This window comes from Rhizobacter sp. Root404, assembly GCF_001425865.1.
Lineage (GTDB): Bacteria > Pseudomonadota > Gammaproteobacteria > Burkholderiales > Burkholderiaceae_C > LMDS01.
Genome location: NZ_LMDS01000004.1, coordinates 1,204,422 through 1,222,650, shown reverse-complemented (window position 1 = coordinate 1,222,650; position 18,229 = coordinate 1,204,422). Strand labels below are relative to the sequence as shown.

The following is an 18,229-nucleotide window of genomic DNA, read 5'->3' as shown; positions in this document are numbered from 1 at the left end:
AATGTTGCACCTCAATTCTGTATCGAAACGGTTTGGTGGGCTGCGAGTCCTTGAGGACCTCAACCTCTCAACGGAGGGTGGCCTGGTCCATGGGCTCATAGGTCCCAATGGTGCGGGGAAGACAACAGTATTCAATCTCATTACGGGGTTATTGCAACCGACCTCTGGATCTATAGCGCTGGGCGAAAAATCCCTTGCGGGCCTGATGCCGTATGAGATATGCCGACTAGGCGTCGCCCGAACCTTTCAGAACATCCGAATCTTCGGGCAACTCTCGCTAGAGCAGAACGTTATCGTGGGAATGCATCGACACATGCAATACGGCGCGGCGGACCTTCTGTTTCGGACGAAGAAGTATGTGCTCTTCGAAGAGGCAGCACGCGAGCGTGCGAACGAACTGTTGACGCAAGTAGGCCTAGATGAGAAGGCCGAGCTGCTGGCAGGCACGCTTTCCTATGGCGAGCAACGCCGCTTGGAAATTGCGCGAGCGCTAGCGACAGATCCCGCACTTCTTCTCTTGGATGAGCCGGCTGCGGGCATGAACTCTCCGGAGAAGGCGGACCTGATGCGCACTGTTGTAGGTATCCGCGACAAAGGTCTGTCAGTCATACTGATAGAGCACGATATGAAGTTTGTGATGGGCCTGTGCGACCGTGTGGCGGTATTGAATTTCGGCCGAATCATCGCGCAAGGCACGCCCAGCGAGGTGACCACGGATCCGGAGGTCATTTCGGCCTATCTTGGAACCGAAGACGTCATGGAAGCGGTGCCCCTCGCATGAAGCCGTTGTTAAGCGTGTGCGGTCTTCGCGCAGCCTATGGCCGCGTTGAGGCGCTTCATGGCATCGACCTTGAAGTTGGTTTCGGGGAGGTAGTCGCGTTACTTGGAAGCAATGGAGCTGGAAAGTCCACTACGCTTTTAACGCTGTCGGGGCTGATCCGTTCGACAGCTGGCACTGTCTCGCTCGACGGAGAGGAAATTTCCCGGCTGGCACCGCACGAAACTGTCAAGCGCGGCATGGTTCAGGTTGCGGAAGGGCGGGCCATCCTGGCTCGCCAGACGGTTCGGGAAAACCTCGAACTGGGCGCGCATAGTCGACCTGGTCATCGCGTACGGTCGGGACGTTTCGATGAAATCTTAGGGATGTTCCCCAGGCTGCAGGAGCGGTTGAGCCAATACGCCGGGAATCTGTCCGGCGGGGAGCAGCAGATGCTGGCGATCGGGCGAGCTCTGATGGCTGAGCCGCGACTACTATTATTGGACGAGCCTTCAATGGGGCTAGCACCGCTCGTTGTGCGAGACATCTTCTCGACGCTAAAGCAGGTGGCTGCGTCCGGGCTGTCGATTCTGATCGTTGAGCAGAACGTTGTGCAAGCTCTTCAACTTGCTCAGCGAGGCTACGTTATGCAGTCAGGACAGCTCGTGTTGAGTGGCAGTGCCGAGGACCTCAAGCGACATCCAGGGCTCAGGGAGGCCTATCTGGGAATCTGAGGAATGTGATTGAGGTGAGAGTGACTGTTCGTTCGAGAACGCGACTTCCGCTCCTGGCCATGCGGAATCTCTACAAAGACCCCTAGCCACGTTGGTGACTAAGCGCTTAACGTGCGCCGCCGCTCGACTTAACCGGACGGCTCGAAGCTCATAGACGCCTAAAGCGGAGACCAGTTTGGGTTGCTCGATAGTGAGCGCTTCAAGGTCTCCGCTCCTGAGGTCAGCTTCCACGGTGGCTCTAGGCAAGATCGTAGCCCCCATACCCATGACCACGGCCCCTTTCAGCAAGGCCAACGAGTTAATTTCAGCGACTATCGAGGGAACGAGGTCATGCTGCTGAGCCACGAAATCAACGATCATGCGCACGCCGTTCGGCACCGAAGGCAGCACCAGCGGTCCGCTCAAGGCCTCGAGCAGCGAGATTGAGGCTCGCACTCTCCCGGTGCGACAGGCGGGCCGACGGACTAGACACAACTCCTCAGTTAAGACCGGTTGACCCCAGATATCCGGTGCCCCTTCGCTGCCGTATAAGACCGCCAGGTCCAGACGACCGATGCGCAATTCCTTCGACAAGGAACTTGTAAGTCCCTCTGTAATTCGAAGGTCGACGTTTGGCAGATCGCGACGCGCTGCCACAAGGACAGGGAGCGCGAGGACAGCAGCCACCGATTGCGGTATACCGAGCAAGACAATTCCGCTTGGCGAAGGTTCGTCCGCGCCCACCGACGCCTTCGCTTCGCCGATCTGGCGCAGGATGGCAACAGCGTGCGCGTGAAATCTTCGACCCTCCGCCGACAGAGTAACTCCGGTTGGAGCCCTGTCAAGAAGGCGTGCCCCCACTTCTGCTTCTAGTTGGGACATCTGTGAGCTCAGGGCAGACTGCGCGACAAAGAGCGTGCGTGAAGCCCGGGTGATGCTGCCCGCTTCCACGATCGCCGTGAAGTATCTCAGCTGGCGAAATTCCATTTGACTCTTACGGACAGACTAGAAGCCTTCAATTTGATGGTGCGAGTGTTTAAACACAACCGGCATTTGCGTGACGTCGCATGAGCTACGTTAATGCGACTTCGACCTAGCTGCGAGAGAGTTGAAGCCCTCGATCAACGACGCCGAAATTCTGCCAACGCGGCGCAGCGATCGGATCAGAAAAGAGCATGCCATTGAGAGAGGGAGCGGGGATGATTGCAAGGCCGCGGACTGAAACGGGCTCGACAGCTTTCGGCCCGCGCAACCAACTCGACGCGCTGGGCGTGCCGCCTAATATGTTTCATCGACCCCCAATGACCACAATCTCGACTATCCCGATGACGTCACTTCGCAGTCAAGCTTCTCGAAGGAGCAGTCCTGTGCCCTCGGCGGCTTGGCACCTTAGCGACGTGGAAGCGTTGTTCGAACTGCCTTTCATGGATCTGCTTTTTGAAGCTCAGAGAACTCACAGACAGCATTTCAATCCGAATGAGGTGCAGCTCTCGACGCTTCTTTCTATCAAGACCGGAGGATGCCCAGAGGACTGCGGATACTGCCCCCAGTCCGCCCATTTCGACACTGGAGTTGAGGCGAGCAAGCTGATGCCTCTCGTGGAAGTCGTTGCAGCAGCCAAAGCGGCCAAAGCCCAGGGAGCCACGCGGTTCTGCATGGGCGCCGCCTGGCGTAGCCCTAAGGCGCGGGATATCGAGTCCGTTAGCAGAATGGTGGAAGAGGTCAAGGCGCTAGGAATGGAAACGTGCATGACACTGGGAATGCTTGACGAGGGCCAAGCGCAGGCCCTCGAGGAAGCCGGGCTGGACTACTACAACCATAACCTTGACACGGCGCCAGAGTTCTATGGAAAGATCATTAGCACGCGTGACTTTCAAGAACGGCTCGACACGATCTCCAACGTGCGCAAGGCCGGCATCAAGGTGTGCTGCGGCGGAATCGTGGGCATGGGGGAAAGTCGGTCTCATCGTGCAGGCTTGATCACGGAGCTGGCAAATCTAGAGCCTTATCCCGAGTCCGTCCCGATAAACCAGCTCGTCAGAGTGCCCGGAACCCCGTTGGCAGACTCCGAGCCAGTCGATCCTTTCGAATTTGTCCGCACCGTAGCTGTGGCACGCATCACTATGCCGACGGCAATGGTGAGGCTCTCAGCGGGACGTGAGCAAATGGACGAGGCGCTCCAAGCGCTATGCTTCGTCGCCGGCGCGAATTCCATCTTCTACGGCGATCGTCTGCTGACGACGTCTAACCCACAAGCGGAGCGCGATCGAGCGCTACTTGCGAGGCTGGGAATACAAGTTCAGTCCTAGGGGCTGTCCAGCGACCGCAACGCCGAGGGTCCGCTTGATGGGGGTCGGCCTAGTACGGCACGAGTCCCGCTTCTTCGGCGACGTTCTCTCGATTTGCGACAATGAATTGATGAACCCCCGACGTGTGCATGACCTTATGCGCCGATACTTTCCCAAGATCGACGGCGCCGAGCACGAGTGGGTTGTTGTCGTTGACGAAGCGGGACTTCGGAGGGAAGTTCTCGAGGCTCTGCTGGGCAAGATTGTCCCGGCTGAGGAGCTGATTGTTGAAGTACACAGGAAGATTGGTGGCATGGTTCCAAGGGCGGCCGCAATAGCTATGGTAGCGAAGCATGTGGGGCGGGGCGATATCCGCATCGCGGATCGAAAGTTCACCGGGTTCCTTGTGGTCTTAAGAAGTGGTGTGGCGACCGGCTGGACCGAAATCAACGCCGACGCTGAAATTGACTATCAGGATGAAACGATCTCACACTAGGTTAGATGCAAGTGCACAGTGGCGAATAAAGGCCTATGTTCTCGGAACTACGCGCTGGATTGCAGGCCGGTGAGGGGTCTTGTCCGTATTGACATATTTTGCTGATAAATGCCCGTAGTGCTTGCCATAGACATGGTTTTTTCCGGCGGACGACGCTGTCGTGGACAGTGAAAGTCGGATAACGCTCCGTCAGTAAGTTGGAAAGATCACGCAGCACCGATGCGTGATGGCCACCATGATCCGGCTCTGCCCGCAGCTCTAGGTCTCATCGGCACACATGGCTCAGAATCTGCATTCATTTCGCGTCACTCCCACGTGCTTTCGAGGGCGAAATATGCTGTATCGCCTCCCGGGTATGCTGGTCGCCTGTGTCATAGCTGCAGGCTCAGCATTTGGCGCCACCTTTCCCGCAATAGCGATGCGCGTGAGCGATGAGGCCGGAAATCCAATCGAGGGTGCCGTCGTACTGCTGCGAGGTGAAGCCGCTGGCGGGGGCTTTTACCTACACGGCAACGGTAGCCAAACAACCAACCTTTTTCTGGTGGAGACGCAAACGGGTAGCGACGGCAAATTTCACTTCGATAAGCAAATGTTTTGGCCGCATCCCTTTTTGCTAAAGACGCACGACCGCCGCACGCATATCACGGTTTTCAAAGAGGGCTTTCAGATCTACTCGATCTCAACCGGGTTTGACGTGCAGGGGCTGGACGGCGTTACGTCTTGGAGATGGAATGATGGTCTGATCAAGCTACTTCGCGCAACTAGCGATACGGAACGCTACGACGCTGCAGACCGAGCGAATGATATAGCGTGGCTATCCATTACAAACGCGGAGAGCAAAGGTTGCGGCTTCGTTCGTATTCGAAATTTCATGGGGGCTGCTCACATGGCCGCGCGCAGGGCGCAAGGGGCCCGGAGATTGCAAAGCGCCTACGAGCGACTGCTGCAGCGCTCAGCGGAGGGTGTCACAAGCTGCGACATTCGCCAAACTGAGGCGCGATAGGACCATGCCCGGCAGGTAATCGACTACCGCTGGAGTACGGTCACACTACCTCGCTGGCACGATCGGCACCTTCGGTAGTTCTTCGAACTGAGGAAGCGAGTCTGTTATTTCGTGCCATGGCGCCTTTGAGCCGACGAAGACATGACAAATCGGACGTGTGCCAGGATCATCGTCTAATACACCGAGAGACAGGCCCAACACTCGCGGCTTATTGTCGAACTTGGTGAAGAGGTTCGAGCCGCACGTAGAGCAGAACCCTCGGTGCTCGCCAGTGGAAGATTCGTAAAAGCGAACAATTTCTTCGCCGCGGACCCAACGGAACTCAGACGCCTTTACTTTTCCCCGTGCGCGGAATGCTGTGCCGTGGGCCTTTCGACACATGGAGCAGTGGCAATACAGCAAATCAATGACTGCTCCATCGATCTCGAATGCAACGCCTTGGCAAAGGCAACTTCCACGAAGCATGGTTTCTCCCTTAGACCGCAGCCTAGTAATGGTGCTTGGCGACGGCCAACGAGTAAGCCGGGGTGCGAACCTCTCAAGTAGGCTTTCCATCCCCGCAAAAACTGCACGGCGAAAATTGGCTCTCATTCAGTCTAAGTGAGCTAGCCATCAGGTCTACGCACGCGACCCAGTAAAACAGCTGAAAACTGTTCAAAAGCCAATCTGCAGGGTTCAACTCTTAAGCTTACCCACAGGACGTCAGGCTCTTAGACTTCTGGTTGGACTGAACTTACGACCGATTCAAGTACCACTGCTCTTTGTTGTACTTTTCACTGATAAGCCCGGTCAAGGTGCGCTCCGCACGACGCATCTCTCTGCGCACATTGCTTGGGTAGCGCAGCATCAGGACACGGTCTTGGTGGCTGGCTCACTTCGCGAGAATCCGGACGATGTTCCGCACGGCGGCCTTTGGTCGGACTTCCGCACGGGATCCCCGCAAACATGGGGCGTCATTCTTGATGGGTGGCTGTAAAGTGACATCTAGCCAAGCGGTGCAGCGAGTCATCGACTACTCAAAACGACTGTTGCCAAGCTCACAAGGGAACAACGATGAAATGGATGGTCCAAGCTGGCTTGGTGTTTGCGTTTTGCATTGCAGCGTCGCCTTCGTACGCTCAGTGGTATCGCTGCGGCTCGGGTGGCTCAGCCTATGTGTCCGATCGCCCATGCCCTGTTGTTCCTAGAACGCAGCTCGGATCGTATGGCCCATCAAATCCATCTCCGTACACCGCTTATACAGCACCGCTTCCCGATGCCCCACGCGCACAGGACCATGTTAAGTACCTAGGCTCGGCCTGCGCATCAGTGAGCGAGGCAATTCGCACCGGTCCTACTCGGGGGGTGCGCGGCGATGTGATTCGCGGCCTTCAGGAGGAATACCAGCAGAAGTGTTCAGTGGAAGACCAAGATGCCCGTCGTCGAGCTCAACAGGATAAATCGCTGGAGCTGCAGACCAAGATTGCTGAGCGCGACCAGGCGCAAAGGGAACGGCAGCAGAGCAAGGCTCGTGGAGAGTACTGTGACGGCATGCGCGATGTCATCAGCCTCAAGCGTCGCCGTGAGGCGGAACTGAACAATGCTGAGGTTCAGGCGCTTCGAAGCCTCGAAGGCGCTTACAACGCCCGGTGCATCCGATAGCCCGCATCGACGATCGCTTACAGCGTTCGGTTCTATAGAGAAATGTCGCATTAGGCTCGATCGTGCTCGTATACAAAAGCGGAGAGAAAGAGTTATGCCATTTGCTGGCCTTGGAGTTCACGTCGTCATAGCGTTAATCTGTGCAGTACACGCAATGCGGACGCGCCAACAGATGTATTGGCTTTTTATTCTTTTTGCGTTCCCTCTCCTGGGAAGCCTCGTGTACTTCTTCGCGGTGTACCTGCCCAATTCCCGGGTAGAGCGAAGCGCGATCAAAGCCGTCAACGTTGCGATCAGAACAATTGATCCGACTCGCAGCGTACGTGATGCGCGCACCGCATTTGAAGACACGCCTACAGCGCAGAATCAGATGCGCCTCGCGGCTGCGATGCTTGAAGCGGGAGATCCTCAAGGAGCTGCGCAGCAGTACGAGTCTTGCCTGAATGGCCCCTTTGCGCTGGACCCGGACATCAGGTTCGAAGCCGCGAAAGCGTTTGTTGAGTGCGGGAAATTCTCTGATGCTTTGCGCTATTTAGAGGCTCTGCGCAGTGAACGGCCTCAGTTCCGAGAGGAGGCAGTTTGCCTGTTGATGGCGCGCTGCTATGCGGGAAATTCACGGAACGCTGAGGCTAAGGCTCTCCTTGACAAGGTCATCGCAAAGTTCGGAACTTTCGAAAGCAAGGCTGAACTGGCAATCTTGATGTACGAGGCTGGCGATCGTGGTACGGCCGAGACTCTTTACGCCGAGCTCGTCCGGATCTCATCCCGCTGGAATCCTCTCGCGCGCGACCTAAACCGAGACGTGTACCGTCGGCTGATGGCCGTCAGAAGTCAGAGGTAGTCGCTCATTTCGCTTCAATAACAGTGCCAGGCGAGTAGCGCGATAACAGTGACCACGCCTGGTTGTCGACGTGACACCGCACGCTACATCCCGCGTTCGCGTCCAGAAGATTGACAGACACTGTATAGCGAACCCATCCGGCCGGATCGATATCCAGGCGGTTTGTTCGCTGGCAGCATACTTCGGTCAAGCCCGCGGAGTCTCTGCTGAGCTTGATCCAGCCATGCGCATCGGGCCCGATTTCTATGGCTGCGTCCGGGACGTGTTCAAGCAGGTGCCAACGTCGGCGGCCACTTGCATCGCTGAGTACTGTCGCATCTGTAGAGCGATTAGCTCAACGATCGCGCTTCTGACATCTGGTCCGGTTGCTCAGCGACCACCCAAACAGCACAAACAACAAGGGGCGGCATAAAACATTGAATGCCGAAAGTTCGGACTGGGCACCGACCGCGGCATCTCCTTGAAGAACGCCGCCACGCTCAACGTACTGGGCGCGGCACGAGGTAGTCCGGCCCAATGTAGCGCGTGCCGGACAGGCGCACGCGTCGCATGTCTCGACGTATCGGGAGTTCACCCCACCGCAAGCTAGACATGACCATCGATAACTTGGCATGTTCCGATCTTGAAGAACCGACGCGTTAAGCCAGATCGAGATAGTAACGACAGGATCGCGGGCCGATTGCTCGCCGCCAACTCAGTCTCCTAAGAGTCGCTCCGCTTCGACAGCGACCGGAGGTGCCCGGACGACGGTCGGTCGTCTGCAGTTGCAGGGAGTGATCGAAGCTGGCGTCGCGGGAATTCGAGAGGAGCAGATATCGCGTTCGCGTTTGCTCATCGCGCTCTCGTGCACCTCTTTTTGATTACGGTTCCTAAAGTTTTGCCTGCAATGGAGCTTTGGCACGGCTCCAAGCGTCAATCCCGCCCTCAAGATAGCGAACATTGAAACCGCGTGCTCTAAGCGCCAGCGCAGTCGAACGTCCGATGTCAAGGCCCTTCATACAGTAGACGATGTAGGGTTGCGCGCGATCGAGCTCTTTCTCCCAACGTGAGACTTGCGACGGGTCGCGCCAAGAAGCTCCTTGGACCATATGTTCCGCCGCTTGAAAGTCTTCTTCACGTCTGACGTCTAAAACGTTTGCCCGGAATTCAGTCAGCGCGTTAACAGTGATGCCGCACACAATGGCATCACTGGCGACCGCCGTCCGGTAGCGGTCGTAGACCGCATCCCACCGAATGTTCCCCATGAAGGCCTCGACGTAGGCGGCCGCGCGAGCACCGAAATCTAAGTGATATGCATGCTCATACATGTCCAATGCCAGGACTGCCGTAGCCCCGGCAAGCATGTTTGTGTGATCGGCGGCCCAGTGATTGATCAGTCGTCCCTCGCGACTGGACCAGGCAAGGATTGCCCATCCGGAGCCGCCCCCCATCGCTTTTCCGAGTGCCGTGAACTCGGAGCGCCACTGTTCGACGGAGCCGAAGTCGCGGGTCAGGGCCACCGATAGGCCCGAAGACGGGAGTACGCCATCGCCACCGAGCGATTCGAAATACAACTCGTGGAGAACTGCTGAATTGGCCGCAACGAGCTCTTCGCGCTTGAGTCCGTTGATGTTAAATGCTGACGTCGCCTGCCAATCCAAAGTAGCCAACTGAGCGCGAATGGAATTGAGCCGGTTCACGGCCCCCGAGTAGTTGTTTGCGTGGTGGCTTGCTATCAGCGTTGGAGACAGGTCCTTTAGCAACGAGAGGTCGACTTCTAGGGGTCTGATCTGCAATTCCATAGGAGAGCTCCGGCTGTTTAGCTGTGGTTCGCGAGCGGATGAAGAAGTAGGCCCAGCAGCGCAGCGATGATGACAATCACCGGCTCAGGAAGTCTTTTGTATTGCCATAGCAGCGCTGTGGTACCGACGGCAATTGCGGCCGTTATCAAGTCGGTGACTGAGCGTTGCGCGATCACGATGACAGCCCCCGTCAAAGCTCCGACCGCGGCAGCAGTTACGCCATCGACGAAGGCGACAATTCCAGGATGCTTGCCATGCTTCTTGAAGTACGGTGCGGGTAGCACGGTAAGGATGTAGCACGGGAGAAAGGTTGCCAATGCTGCCACCAATGCTCCCCAGAATCCAGCAATTAGAAATCCGATGAAACCTGTCGTAATCACGACCGGTCCTGGAGTGATCATGGCTACTGCTATGGCGTCAAGAAACTGCCGGTCGTTGAGCCAATGGTGCTCTGTCACGACGCCTCCATAGAGGAAGGGCACGATCGCTAAGCCGCTCCCAAACACGAACGTCCCGGCGTACGTAAAAAAGGCGGCAATCTGACCGAGAGTCGGCCAGTCCGGTAGGGCAGTGAGCGCTAGCGCGACAAACAGTGCTGGGCCTCCAAGGGCATGGAGACGGCCATCGAACCATCGGGTCGGCCGTGCCCGTATCCACCATACGACCAGGCCGGCCCCGACAAACAGCCAGACGCTTTCTGACTGGGTCAGTACGGTCATAACGCCGCTTGCGAGATAGATTGACCACAGCAGCTTGTCGGAGCCTATGCTTTTCCTGGTCAGCTTCCACGAACTCATTGCGATGATTCCGATGACGCACGCACCAACGCCGTAGAAAACCGCCTGCATCCACGGAATTCCTCCGAACGAGACGTAAACAGCACCGATGGCGACAACGATCACGAATGACGGCAGCACGAATGCGACGCCTACGAGTGTTGCCCCGAGCAGCCGGTAGTGAACGAACCCGAGATAAATGGCCAGCTGCGCCGCTAGGGGTCCAGGCATCAATTGCGCCAGAGTGATGCCTTCTTTGTAGTCCGCATCGGCGATCCATTGACGCCGCTCGACCAAGTCACGGTACATGTACCCTACGAGCGCGACTGGTCCGCCGAAGCCCCAGGTTCCAAGTGCGAGCATGTAGCGCAGCAACTGACCAAGCGAGTAGCTAGGGATGCCACTGTCGCTCATGTCGTTTCCCCGGCCGGCTTACCGCGCTGGAAGTGCATATAGAGCGAATCCAGTAACCCGCTTATTTCGCTTAAGAGAGCGTCGTCGTCGGGCAAGCGCTCACGGGCGCCAGCAAGCATCGCCTCGAAGCCGCTTGCTTCAGGCACCGAGTCCCCGCCAAGATCCAGCGAATGGACAATCACGCCAATGCGTGCGAGAGCTGGGTCGTCTTCCAGGCCGAAGCTCGCCATGAGAGTCTCGAACGTCACTCTGTTGCCCACGTGGGTGAAGGCGGCACCGTCGAAGTCGAAGCCCAGCGCGGTTTTTGGGCATTCCAATGGGTCGGCGAGCCATCGGAAACGGGCATCGTGATCTATGAAGCGGCGAATTAGCCACGCGCTTGCCACACGGTCTACCCACAGATGGCGCCTTGTAGCCCAGGTTCGTCCTTGATAGTCCGAGACATCAAGTAACGGAATGGCGCCATCGGTCTCATGCGGTTCGCCGGGAGACAGCAAGGCTTGCAAGCGCTTGTTGAACTCACCCCAGGCCGTGTCTGCTTCCAGCCGCGATTCCGCAGGAAAAAAGTCTATAGCACGCGTGGCGTCGAACTCGCGCTGCAGCCTGCGTTGCAGACGGGTGAGTTCGAGTGCACTCATTGAAGTGATGCTTTTGCTGGCCTCTTTCCAGCTCTTGCGGAGATCTGCGTAATCCAGGCTGCGGTTAAAGAGCTCGCGATACGCAGCGGTGTCCTCGGCAGACTGTCCCTCCACATTCATGAGCCAGGCGCTGCCCCCCTCCCGAATGCATTCGTCTGCCAGTTCTCGGAGCCTATGCGCGTTATCGGTTCCTGCCGGCAGCAGATAGGCACCGTCTCGCAGGGCCATGCAACCCAGTCCTTTAAGCGCCCGCCAGATGCGGATTCGAGCAGTCGCGCTAGACGACGGCAAGGAAACAATGAGAAGCAACCACCTCAGATTTGCGACAGCCATGTCACTAACAATACATGCATGTAGTGATAATGACAACTAAATTGACGCATCGGCTCGGCGCCGGCTGAGTCCCCTTGGCTTTGAGAGGGTGTGAGGCCCCGCGGAACGAAATGAAGTTCTTGGTCGCCTGACGTCCTCGACGAATCATTGAGTCAGCAGTTCCGCCTCTGAACAGCTTCAGCGACGCCTGTAAATACATACGCGGACGAGCTGCTTTTTATCCGTGAGAAGGCAGTGCTTCCTCAACCACTCGAAGGAATCCGCTCGGAAACGGGACGGCAGATCCAGCATAAGTCCCACCGGACATGAAAACGGCCATGACGGAATTCCAGCGGTCGCGCCATGCGGCCGCGTACTTCTGAAACTTGTCCGCCTCGCTCCGAAAGTTCTCGTCTTTAGCGTAGGGGGCGTGGGACGAGGCCAACGTGGCGATGACCGTGTTGTTTTCGCTCAGAGTGTCAATCCGCTGCTTCATTTCTGCATGCTTAGAGACGCCGTCGCGCCTTATCTTCAGAAGATAAGAGTCCAGTATTCCGAGCTCACTCTCGCTAAAGGCTTTGCTTTGCAGCTCTTCGAGCAGCGCAGCGTTCTCCTTGAGAAGTATTGCCATTCGCTGCAAGTCTCGCGCCGTCAACTGCTCTTGAACGCCGGTAATACTTTTATGGGCGTTGAACCACCCTAGGCTCAGCAATACCACTGCAACGAGCAGTAGTGCGTGTGAAAGTCGAGTAGTGCGAAAGTTCATGGCGTGGTAATTTTTCACGAAATTTTCAGGTCCTCGTCCGCGAACCCGGCCTCGAATGAACATTTTCGACTAGCGGTTAGCCGCGCAAGTTCATCCAAATGGATGACGACTTTTCTTATCCATTGATTAACACTTACGGGGATAGTTTTGTGGACTAGGAGGTGGGATGAAGGTATCGAAGCAAGCATTCTTGCGTCCATTGCTGGGGGCCGTGACGCTGGCTATAGCGTTAGTTGCAGACCAAGTAGCCCTCGGGGCGCCGTCGGCACCGGTCGGAAGCACGCCGATCAATAATTTCTTTGGGCCTTGGAGTTCTGCCGTGAGCTATGCGGCGGGCAACGTGGTGACCTACAACAACGCTAGCTACATCGCTATCCTTGCAAGCAAGAACGTGGTCCCAGGCGCTAGTGCGTCCATTTGGGCCGTTCTGAACGCGCCCGGAGCAACGGGTCCGGCCGGACCGGCCGGCCCGTCCGGACCCACGGGAGCCGCGGGGCCGACCGGTTTAGCCGGAGGCATAGGCCCGATGGGGCCCGCGGGCATGCCGGGCGCTCCTGGCCCGGTAGGGCCCATGGGACCCGCGGGATCTACTGGTCCGCAGGGGGCGCAAGGCCCCATTGGTTTGGCGGGAGCGGTCGGGCCCCAAGGACCTGCCGGGGCTTCTGTCGCTCCTCGACTCTGGTTTATCGCGAATAGTTCGCAGTGGAGTTCCTCAGGCAATGAATTTCAGCTCGTCAAAAGTACCAACAAGATATCCGCGTTCGTAAACCCGAGTGGGCTGACAACCCACACAGACGGCTCTGACTGGGGCTTTGGATATCGCAGCCCCTACACCGGTGACGGCGAAATCCTGCTTGCAATGGTGAAGCTTCCGACGGTGTCTTCACTTAGGCGATTCGAGGCCTGCTTCAACGTCAACTATGGCGTCGGTGCAGTATCAGAGCTCTTGCTGAATGCCGCCGTCAAAAGGGTGTACCCCGAATACAACTTTTATGCTGACGGTGGCTGGCTCAGCAGCTATAACCCGGTGATCCCAGCTACGACAACGCCTGCCGGTGAGCCCGCCCCTCAAAGACTCTGGAATCACAACAATTGTGGATATATTGAGACCTCAACCGGAGGTGAATACATCGCTCTTGTTTATTTCGCGAGTTTCACGTCGGTGACGTCGACTTATGGCACGCCAGGAGCACTGGCTGTCTTTCCAAACTACATAAAAATCTCAACGATCGACTAATCAGCGGCTTGCATGACAGCGACATCTTGCTTGGCCGAACAGGCTAACTTTGCCGAACTCGCGTGACTTAAGAACTGACGCCGAAAATGAGACTCAGAGGAAAAATAGCAGTAATCACTGGCGGCACGAGTGGGATTGGCCGCCGAATGGTTGAGCGATTCATCGAAGAAGGAGCGTCGGTCTTTTTCAGTGGACGACGCGTAGACGTTGGGGCGGATGTGGCACGTGCGACCGGAGGCGTCTACATCGAGGCTGATGCCGCACTAGAGGCGGACGCCGCACGCACGGTTGCCCAAGCTAGGGCAACTGGCGGACGAATTGATGTGCTGGTTAACAACGCGGGAGGAGCTACAAGCGGCGCTCGCTTGGAGACTGTCTCCTTGGAGGACTTCGACCGGACGTTTGCCGTACATGTCCGAGGTGCGATGGCGCACATGAAATATGCGGCCCCCGCAATGCGCGCCCAGCGTAGCGGCAGCATCATCAACATTGCCTCCATCGCGGGTCATCGCGCTGGTTACGCGGGAACATTGGGGTACTCGGCGGCGAAGGCAGCGCTCATCCACCTCAGTCGTTGCGCAGGACTCGAGCTTGGTGAGGACAACGTCCGAGTGAACTCCATCTCGCCCGGCGGAATCGCGACAGGAATCTTCGGTAAGGCCTACGGCCTGGAGGGGTCGGCGGCCGAGGAGAGCGCGGAGAAAATGAAGTCCATGCTCGCGAAGATGCAGGCCGTACCCCGCGCAGGGGTGCCTGAGGACATCGCGAATGCGGCCGTCTTTTTAGCGAGCGACGAATCCTCGTTCGTGAATGGCACTGACCTGGTTGTTGACGGCGGGGCTATTGGAGGGATTCGAGCGAGCGAGGTGAAAGCTGGCAGGCAGGCAACCCGAGCATTGTTCGAGTAGGCCGGCGAGTCGATACGCCCGCTTCGCCCACCTATGAAGATTGCAGTCTGTGAACTTCCGGATGGTCTTGTGACGGGCTCTTCGCATTGGCTCACGTTTCTAGAACAGGTTAGTAAGCTCGCGCCAGATATCCTCTTGCTGAACGAGATGCCGCTCGGAAAGTGGCTTGCGACTCACAAGCCTCCCAACGCGGAGGCCGAACAATCGTTCCTCGAAGCGCATGATGACCTGGTCGAGCAGTTGCTTGGACTGTCATGTGCCAGCTTCGGATCCAAGCCGGTAAAGGGCCAGCACAAACTCTCGAACGAGGCGTTCCTGGTTGCGAATGGGACGTACACGGCGGTCCACCACAAGCAATATTTTCCGCAGGAGACCGGCTGGCTGGAACAGGACTGGTTCGCCCCTAGCCGGGAAGGTTTCGACCTCGTAGGCTTCGGCGATTTGCGGATCGGCGCACTGGTCTGCACTGAGCTTATGTTTACCGAATGGGCACGACACTACGGCAGGCTCGGAGCGAACTTGCTCTTAGTGCCGCGCGCAACGGGCAGCTTGAACACGAAGTGGCGTGCAGCAGGCGCGATGGCCGCGATCGTGTCGGGCTGCTATGTGGCTAGCTCAAACCGTACTGGTACTGTGGCTGGTCCAGATCTCCAGAGTCAGTTTGGGGGCGAAGGATTCGTGTTCGATCCCGACGGCGAACTGATCGCGCAGACGGGCCCGGGCATGCCCGTTGTGACCGTGGAACTCGATCTAGAAAACGTCGAGCGCGCAAAGCGCGCGTATCCCGTCTACGTTTCAGGATAGCTCGCAGCTGACCGTCGAACCAATTGGAATGCTCTGACGCGTGGAAATCGCATTGGCAGCGAGGCCGCCAGCACTGCCCAGAACCATCGGGCTAACTGCTCTCGTTTGATCTTCCAGCCAGCGTGCCCCGGCAGTTCTGCTGTCCGCAATGGCATGGATAGCACGATTCGTCTTCGCCGGCTACGTCGAGCGAATAATCTAAGAACAGTTCCTGCCCGGGATCCAGTTCCTCGACCGCATAGATGCGGACAGACAAGTCCCCGTTGCAGCTCGGCTGCTCCATCGCAATCACGTTCGGGTTACAGCTATGGTTGATGTGACGAGTGGCATTGCCGCCGTCACTGCCGTCAATAAAAGTGCCGTCGGACAGTGCAAAAAGATATGTATTTAGCCCGTCCCAATCCGGTCGTGGGCATGTCTTGGAGTACCTGCGCCCTTCGTAGTCGCCCACCAAGTCGCCTTTCACAAGGCGTCCAGTCGCAAAAGCTCCGAGGCCATGAACAGCGCTTGGACGTATCTCAATGCGATATAGCGCTTCGCGGGGGGTGCGGCGCCCAGCTGGTCTTGAGCTCATCGTGGATGCGGTGGTATACCTCCCGTCCTTAGCAAACTGCATGCCATTGACGGCCAGGAAGCGGCGCGCTCGCCACTATTTGAGAATGCTGAAGGAAACTGCTAGCTCAGGCTCAATTCACTTTGGTTCCTGCGCTTCGTTCCATAGCCATCCGTGCCGCGCCAACTTGTAAACTGCCTCTGTGCGGCTGTGAACGTTCAATGCGTCATAGACAGCTTGAATGTGGGTCTTGACGGTTGTGTCTGAGATGCCCAGTTCACGGGCGATCGCTTTCGTCGATTTACCTCGGGCCAGGAGCACGAAGACCTGGGCGCGTCTACCGGTAAGACCGAGACGCTCGAGAACGGAATTGCCTTGTGCTGGAGTACCAGTTGAGGGAGTCTGCGCGCGAACCGGTTGATGAAAGTGGCCAGCTACCGCACTCTCAAGGGCCGCCAGCATTTGATCGGGTCCTTCTGAGGTTGCGACCAGCCCCATTGCGCCGCTCGCCATCGCGTCTTGCACAGTCGACGTGTCCTCGCTTCCGGAGATCACAACGATTGGCAAGTTGCGCGCCACCGCACGCATAGCAACCAGCGTCTGCATTCCATTTGGGCCGTGGCGCTGGAGGTCTAAAAAAACCAGATCGATTGGTGAAGTGCCGAGGAGGACTTCTGCCGCTTCACTAACGCTAGTCGCCTGCAAGACCGTGGTTCCCGGCCGCAGGTTAAATAAAAGGTGCTTTAAACCTTCCCGGAACAGCGTATGACCCTCGACCAGCAACACATGCAAGGGAGGCTTGCTGCCAACCGCGCTCTCGCGAGCAGAGGGTTTCGAGGCCGGCGACACGTGCTTCGTCGGGTTGGTCGAAAGAAGGCAGCGCGGAAGGGGTGGGGATTGGAACCCTGGGATCCTATCCCTTGTAAATTCGGCAAGCTTTTGCACTAAAGACAGCTTAGTAAAGGTCCACGGATATCGAGGCGGTACGCCGCCTTCAGTCCCGGGGACCGAACTCAGCCGTTCGCCAAGCTAGTCTGAGGTGGGAAGTTCGCTGCTCACATCCAGATTCCGCATTTGACAGCAGCCATCTCATCAGCTAGCGAAGCGCTTCGACCGAAGCGCAGGCGCTCCTTGCCTTCGTCTGAAATCCTCCGCTAGGGCGTCGAAAAACTCGTCAACCCGATAAGGTCGTGGCCGCAAGAGGCGGCGACGCGTACAGCATCTGCGGTCTCGGGCAATGAGTGCCTATGTACGTTCCCTGCCCAGTTAAGTCCAATTGCCGCACGCGGATGGTCTAGGCGATTGATTCGTCTCGACCTTCACACCAAACCTGGCGGGATCACTTTTCTGTAGGCCTTCACACGAATCGGTAGGGTCGGGTAGACGCGGACTGGGCGTGGAGCCTGCCCGGGCTGCCGAAAGCATGTGAAGGCGTGCAAGACGCAGGTCGAAGGAATCTCAGCACGGGAGGTCGCAAGCGCGTTACGCGCTTGGTCCGCAAAACTCGGGCGCCATGGAAACGGGAAGCACGTCGACTTGCCTCGTTCCCGGGCGTACGGTCGCGAAGCCGCCGGTTAGACCTTTACACCGCGAAATCGCTTAGAGCCTTGCCTTCTGCAAGCGCGGCTTTGAGCCATTTGGGCTGTGATCCGCGACCAGACCAAGCGTTTTCGCCGCTTCTGAATTTGACGGCGACGCTCTTCGCGCTTCCGGTCTTCTTCGCGTTAGTACCGGCTCTCCGCTTAGGCTTTTCTCCGGAAGTGGGGGAGGTCGAATCTGCTTCCTGGTCGCTAACACTCGCGCCAGTGAACTCCGAGAGCGACTTACCCGCCGCCAGGGCCTGGGCAAGCCAGCCGGGACGACGACCTCTACCGGACCAAGTGTTGCCCGTGCCATCCGAATACATCAGGTTGTGGCGGCCCCCAGCCTTTGCCTTTGAAGCCTTTTTCGCGCTCGGTCCGCTCGCTCCAAACAGGTCCTTTTTCGTCAACCCGTAGACCGCAATTGCCTCCCGAATTCGCGAAATCACGCCTTCAGCTTCGGCCCGCCGAAGCTTGTCCTCAACAGCCTTCAAGTCGGCGATCTGCCTCTGAACTTCCATCAGGGTCTTTGCCATTAAGCGTTCTCCATCGTCAATTTGGACGATTGCATTGTCGCCGAATTTGTGCACATAAACGAAAACGACGTGCTTGCTGAGCTCGATAGGCTTGCTTGTGAACTCATGGTGTTGTATAGCGCTGCCCCTCAAGACTGGAAGCGGCGGAGGGCACGAGGAACGCGTTGCTAGTGACCTAATCCAAC

19 protein-coding genes are annotated in these 18,229 nt (G+C 57.5%); 10 read left to right on the top strand and 9 right to left on the bottom strand.

The window, feature by feature from the left end; genetic code table 11:
• Position 1 precedes the first annotated feature (1 nt).
• Positions 2–781 carry an ABC transporter ATP-binding protein gene (locus ASC76_RS10265; protein ID WP_056465193.1) on the top strand — a complete coding sequence of 260 codons (780 nt, stop codon included), beginning with the start codon at positions 2–4 and terminating at the stop codon, positions 779–781.
• Complete coding sequence (locus ASC76_RS10260; RefSeq protein ID WP_056465192.1) at positions 778–1,491, top strand: ABC transporter ATP-binding protein; 714 nt, start codon at positions 778–780, stop codon at positions 1,489–1,491. The genes ASC76_RS10265 and ASC76_RS10260 overlap by 4 nt, the downstream gene beginning before the upstream one ends.
• On the opposite strand, the gene ASC76_RS26550 is transcribed toward ASC76_RS10260, so the two are convergent.
• A complete protein-coding gene (locus ASC76_RS26550; RefSeq protein WP_082548980.1) occupies positions 1,411–2,457 on the bottom strand; it encodes a LysR substrate-binding domain-containing protein in 1,047 nt (348 codons plus the stop codon). The genes ASC76_RS10260 and ASC76_RS26550 overlap by 81 nt on opposite strands.
• A gap of 314 nt (positions 2,458–2,771) precedes the next feature.
• Between ASC76_RS26550 and bioB the strand changes: the two genes are divergently transcribed.
• The 3 genes from bioB (at position 2,772) to ASC76_RS25220 (ending at position 5,257) form a co-directional block, all read left to right on the top strand.
• Positions 2,772–3,779, top strand: coding sequence for a biotin synthase BioB (gene bioB, locus ASC76_RS10255; RefSeq protein ID WP_056465191.1), 1,008 nt, complete (start codon positions 2,772–2,774; stop codon positions 3,777–3,779).
• 109 nt (positions 3,780–3,888) lie between these two features.
• The gene (locus ASC76_RS10250) at positions 3,889–4,254 is read left to right on the top strand and encodes a hypothetical protein (RefSeq protein ID WP_157615489.1); all 366 of its coding nucleotides are present in this window, start codon (positions 3,889–3,891) and stop codon (positions 4,252–4,254) included.
• Between the two features lie 334 nt (positions 4,255–4,588).
• Positions 4,589–5,257, top strand: a complete 669-nt coding sequence (locus tag ASC76_RS25220; RefSeq protein WP_157615487.1) for a carboxypeptidase-like regulatory domain-containing protein — start codon at positions 4,589–4,591, stop codon at positions 5,255–5,257.
• A gap of 45 nt (positions 5,258–5,302) precedes the next feature.
• Here the strand turns inward: ASC76_RS25220 and ASC76_RS24455 are convergent, their stop codons facing one another.
• Entirely contained in the window at positions 5,303–5,722 is a 420-nt protein-coding gene (locus ASC76_RS24455; protein ID WP_082548979.1) for a GFA family protein, read from the bottom strand.
• 933 nt (positions 5,723–6,655) lie between these two features.
• Between ASC76_RS24455 and ASC76_RS25215 the strand changes: the two genes are divergently transcribed.
• Together ASC76_RS25215 and ASC76_RS10240 are read left to right on the top strand one after the other, a co-directional pair.
• Positions 6,656–6,898: a hypothetical protein gene (locus ASC76_RS25215; protein WP_157615485.1), complete on the top strand. Its 243-nt coding sequence runs from the start codon at positions 6,656–6,658 to the stop codon at positions 6,896–6,898.
• A 154-nt stretch (positions 6,899–7,052) separates the two neighbouring features.
• Positions 7,053–7,739: a tetratricopeptide repeat protein gene (locus ASC76_RS10240; protein ID WP_235580407.1), complete on the top strand. Its 687-nt coding sequence runs from the start codon at positions 7,053–7,055 to the stop codon at positions 7,737–7,739.
• Between the two features lie 869 nt (positions 7,740–8,608).
• Here the strand turns inward: ASC76_RS10240 and ASC76_RS24450 are convergent.
• The 4 genes from ASC76_RS24450 to ASC76_RS10225 all read right to left on the bottom strand — a co-directional run bounded on the left by ASC76_RS24450 (position 8,609) and on the right by ASC76_RS10225 (position 12,444).
• A complete protein-coding gene (locus ASC76_RS24450; protein ID WP_082548977.1) occupies positions 8,609–9,520 on the bottom strand; it encodes a Fe-Mn family superoxide dismutase in 912 nt (303 codons plus the stop codon).
• Between the two features lie 17 nt (positions 9,521–9,537).
• Positions 9,538–10,710, bottom strand: a complete 1,173-nt coding sequence (locus ASC76_RS10235; protein WP_056465187.1) for a chromate transporter — start codon at positions 10,708–10,710, stop codon at positions 9,538–9,540.
• Positions 10,707–11,681, bottom strand: coding sequence for a chromate resistance protein ChrB domain-containing protein (locus ASC76_RS10230; protein WP_056465186.1), 975 nt, complete (start codon positions 11,679–11,681; stop codon positions 10,707–10,709). Before ASC76_RS10230 ends, ASC76_RS10235 begins: the two co-directional genes overlap by 4 nt.
• Before the next feature lie 217 nt (positions 11,682–11,898).
• Entirely contained in the window at positions 11,899–12,444 is a 546-nt protein-coding gene (locus tag ASC76_RS10225; protein ID WP_162247093.1) for a hypothetical protein, read from the bottom strand.
• Between the two features lie 841 nt (positions 12,445–13,285).
• Here ASC76_RS10225 and ASC76_RS26170 point away from each other — a divergent pair.
• The 3 genes from ASC76_RS26170 (at position 13,286) to ASC76_RS10215 (ending at position 15,375) form a co-directional block, all read left to right on the top strand.
• Positions 13,286–13,663 carry a hypothetical protein gene (locus ASC76_RS26170; RefSeq protein ID WP_235580467.1) on the top strand — a complete coding sequence of 126 codons (378 nt, stop codon included), beginning with the start codon at positions 13,286–13,288 and terminating at the stop codon, positions 13,661–13,663.
• A gap of 86 nt (positions 13,664–13,749) precedes the next feature.
• Positions 13,750–14,571, top strand: coding sequence for an SDR family NAD(P)-dependent oxidoreductase (locus ASC76_RS10220; protein ID WP_056465184.1), 822 nt, complete (start codon positions 13,750–13,752; stop codon positions 14,569–14,571).
• Between the two features lie 33 nt (positions 14,572–14,604).
• On the top strand, positions 14,605–15,375 hold the full coding sequence (locus ASC76_RS10215) for a carbon-nitrogen hydrolase family protein (RefSeq protein WP_056465183.1): 771 nt from the start codon (positions 14,605–14,607) through the stop codon (positions 15,373–15,375).
• Positions 15,376–15,466: 91 nt separating this feature from the next.
• On the opposite strand, the gene ASC76_RS24440 is transcribed toward ASC76_RS10215, so the two are convergent.
• The 3 genes from ASC76_RS24440 to ASC76_RS25715 form a co-directional block, all read right to left on the bottom strand.
• The gene (locus tag ASC76_RS24440; RefSeq protein WP_082549171.1) at positions 15,467–15,949 is read right to left on the bottom strand and encodes an SET domain-containing protein; all 483 of its coding nucleotides are present in this window, start codon (positions 15,947–15,949) and stop codon (positions 15,467–15,469) included.
• A 117-nt stretch (positions 15,950–16,066) separates the two neighbouring features.
• Positions 16,067–16,714 (bottom strand): response regulator transcription factor, encoded by a 648-nt coding sequence (locus ASC76_RS24435; RefSeq protein WP_235580455.1) that lies wholly within the window; start codon positions 16,712–16,714, stop codon positions 16,067–16,069.
• A gap of 796 nt (positions 16,715–17,510) precedes the next feature.
• The gene (locus tag ASC76_RS25715; protein WP_162247092.1) at positions 17,511–18,044 is read right to left on the bottom strand and encodes an H-NS family nucleoid-associated regulatory protein; all 534 of its coding nucleotides are present in this window, start codon (positions 18,042–18,044) and stop codon (positions 17,511–17,513) included.
• Between the last annotated feature and the right edge of the window lie 185 nt (positions 18,045–18,229).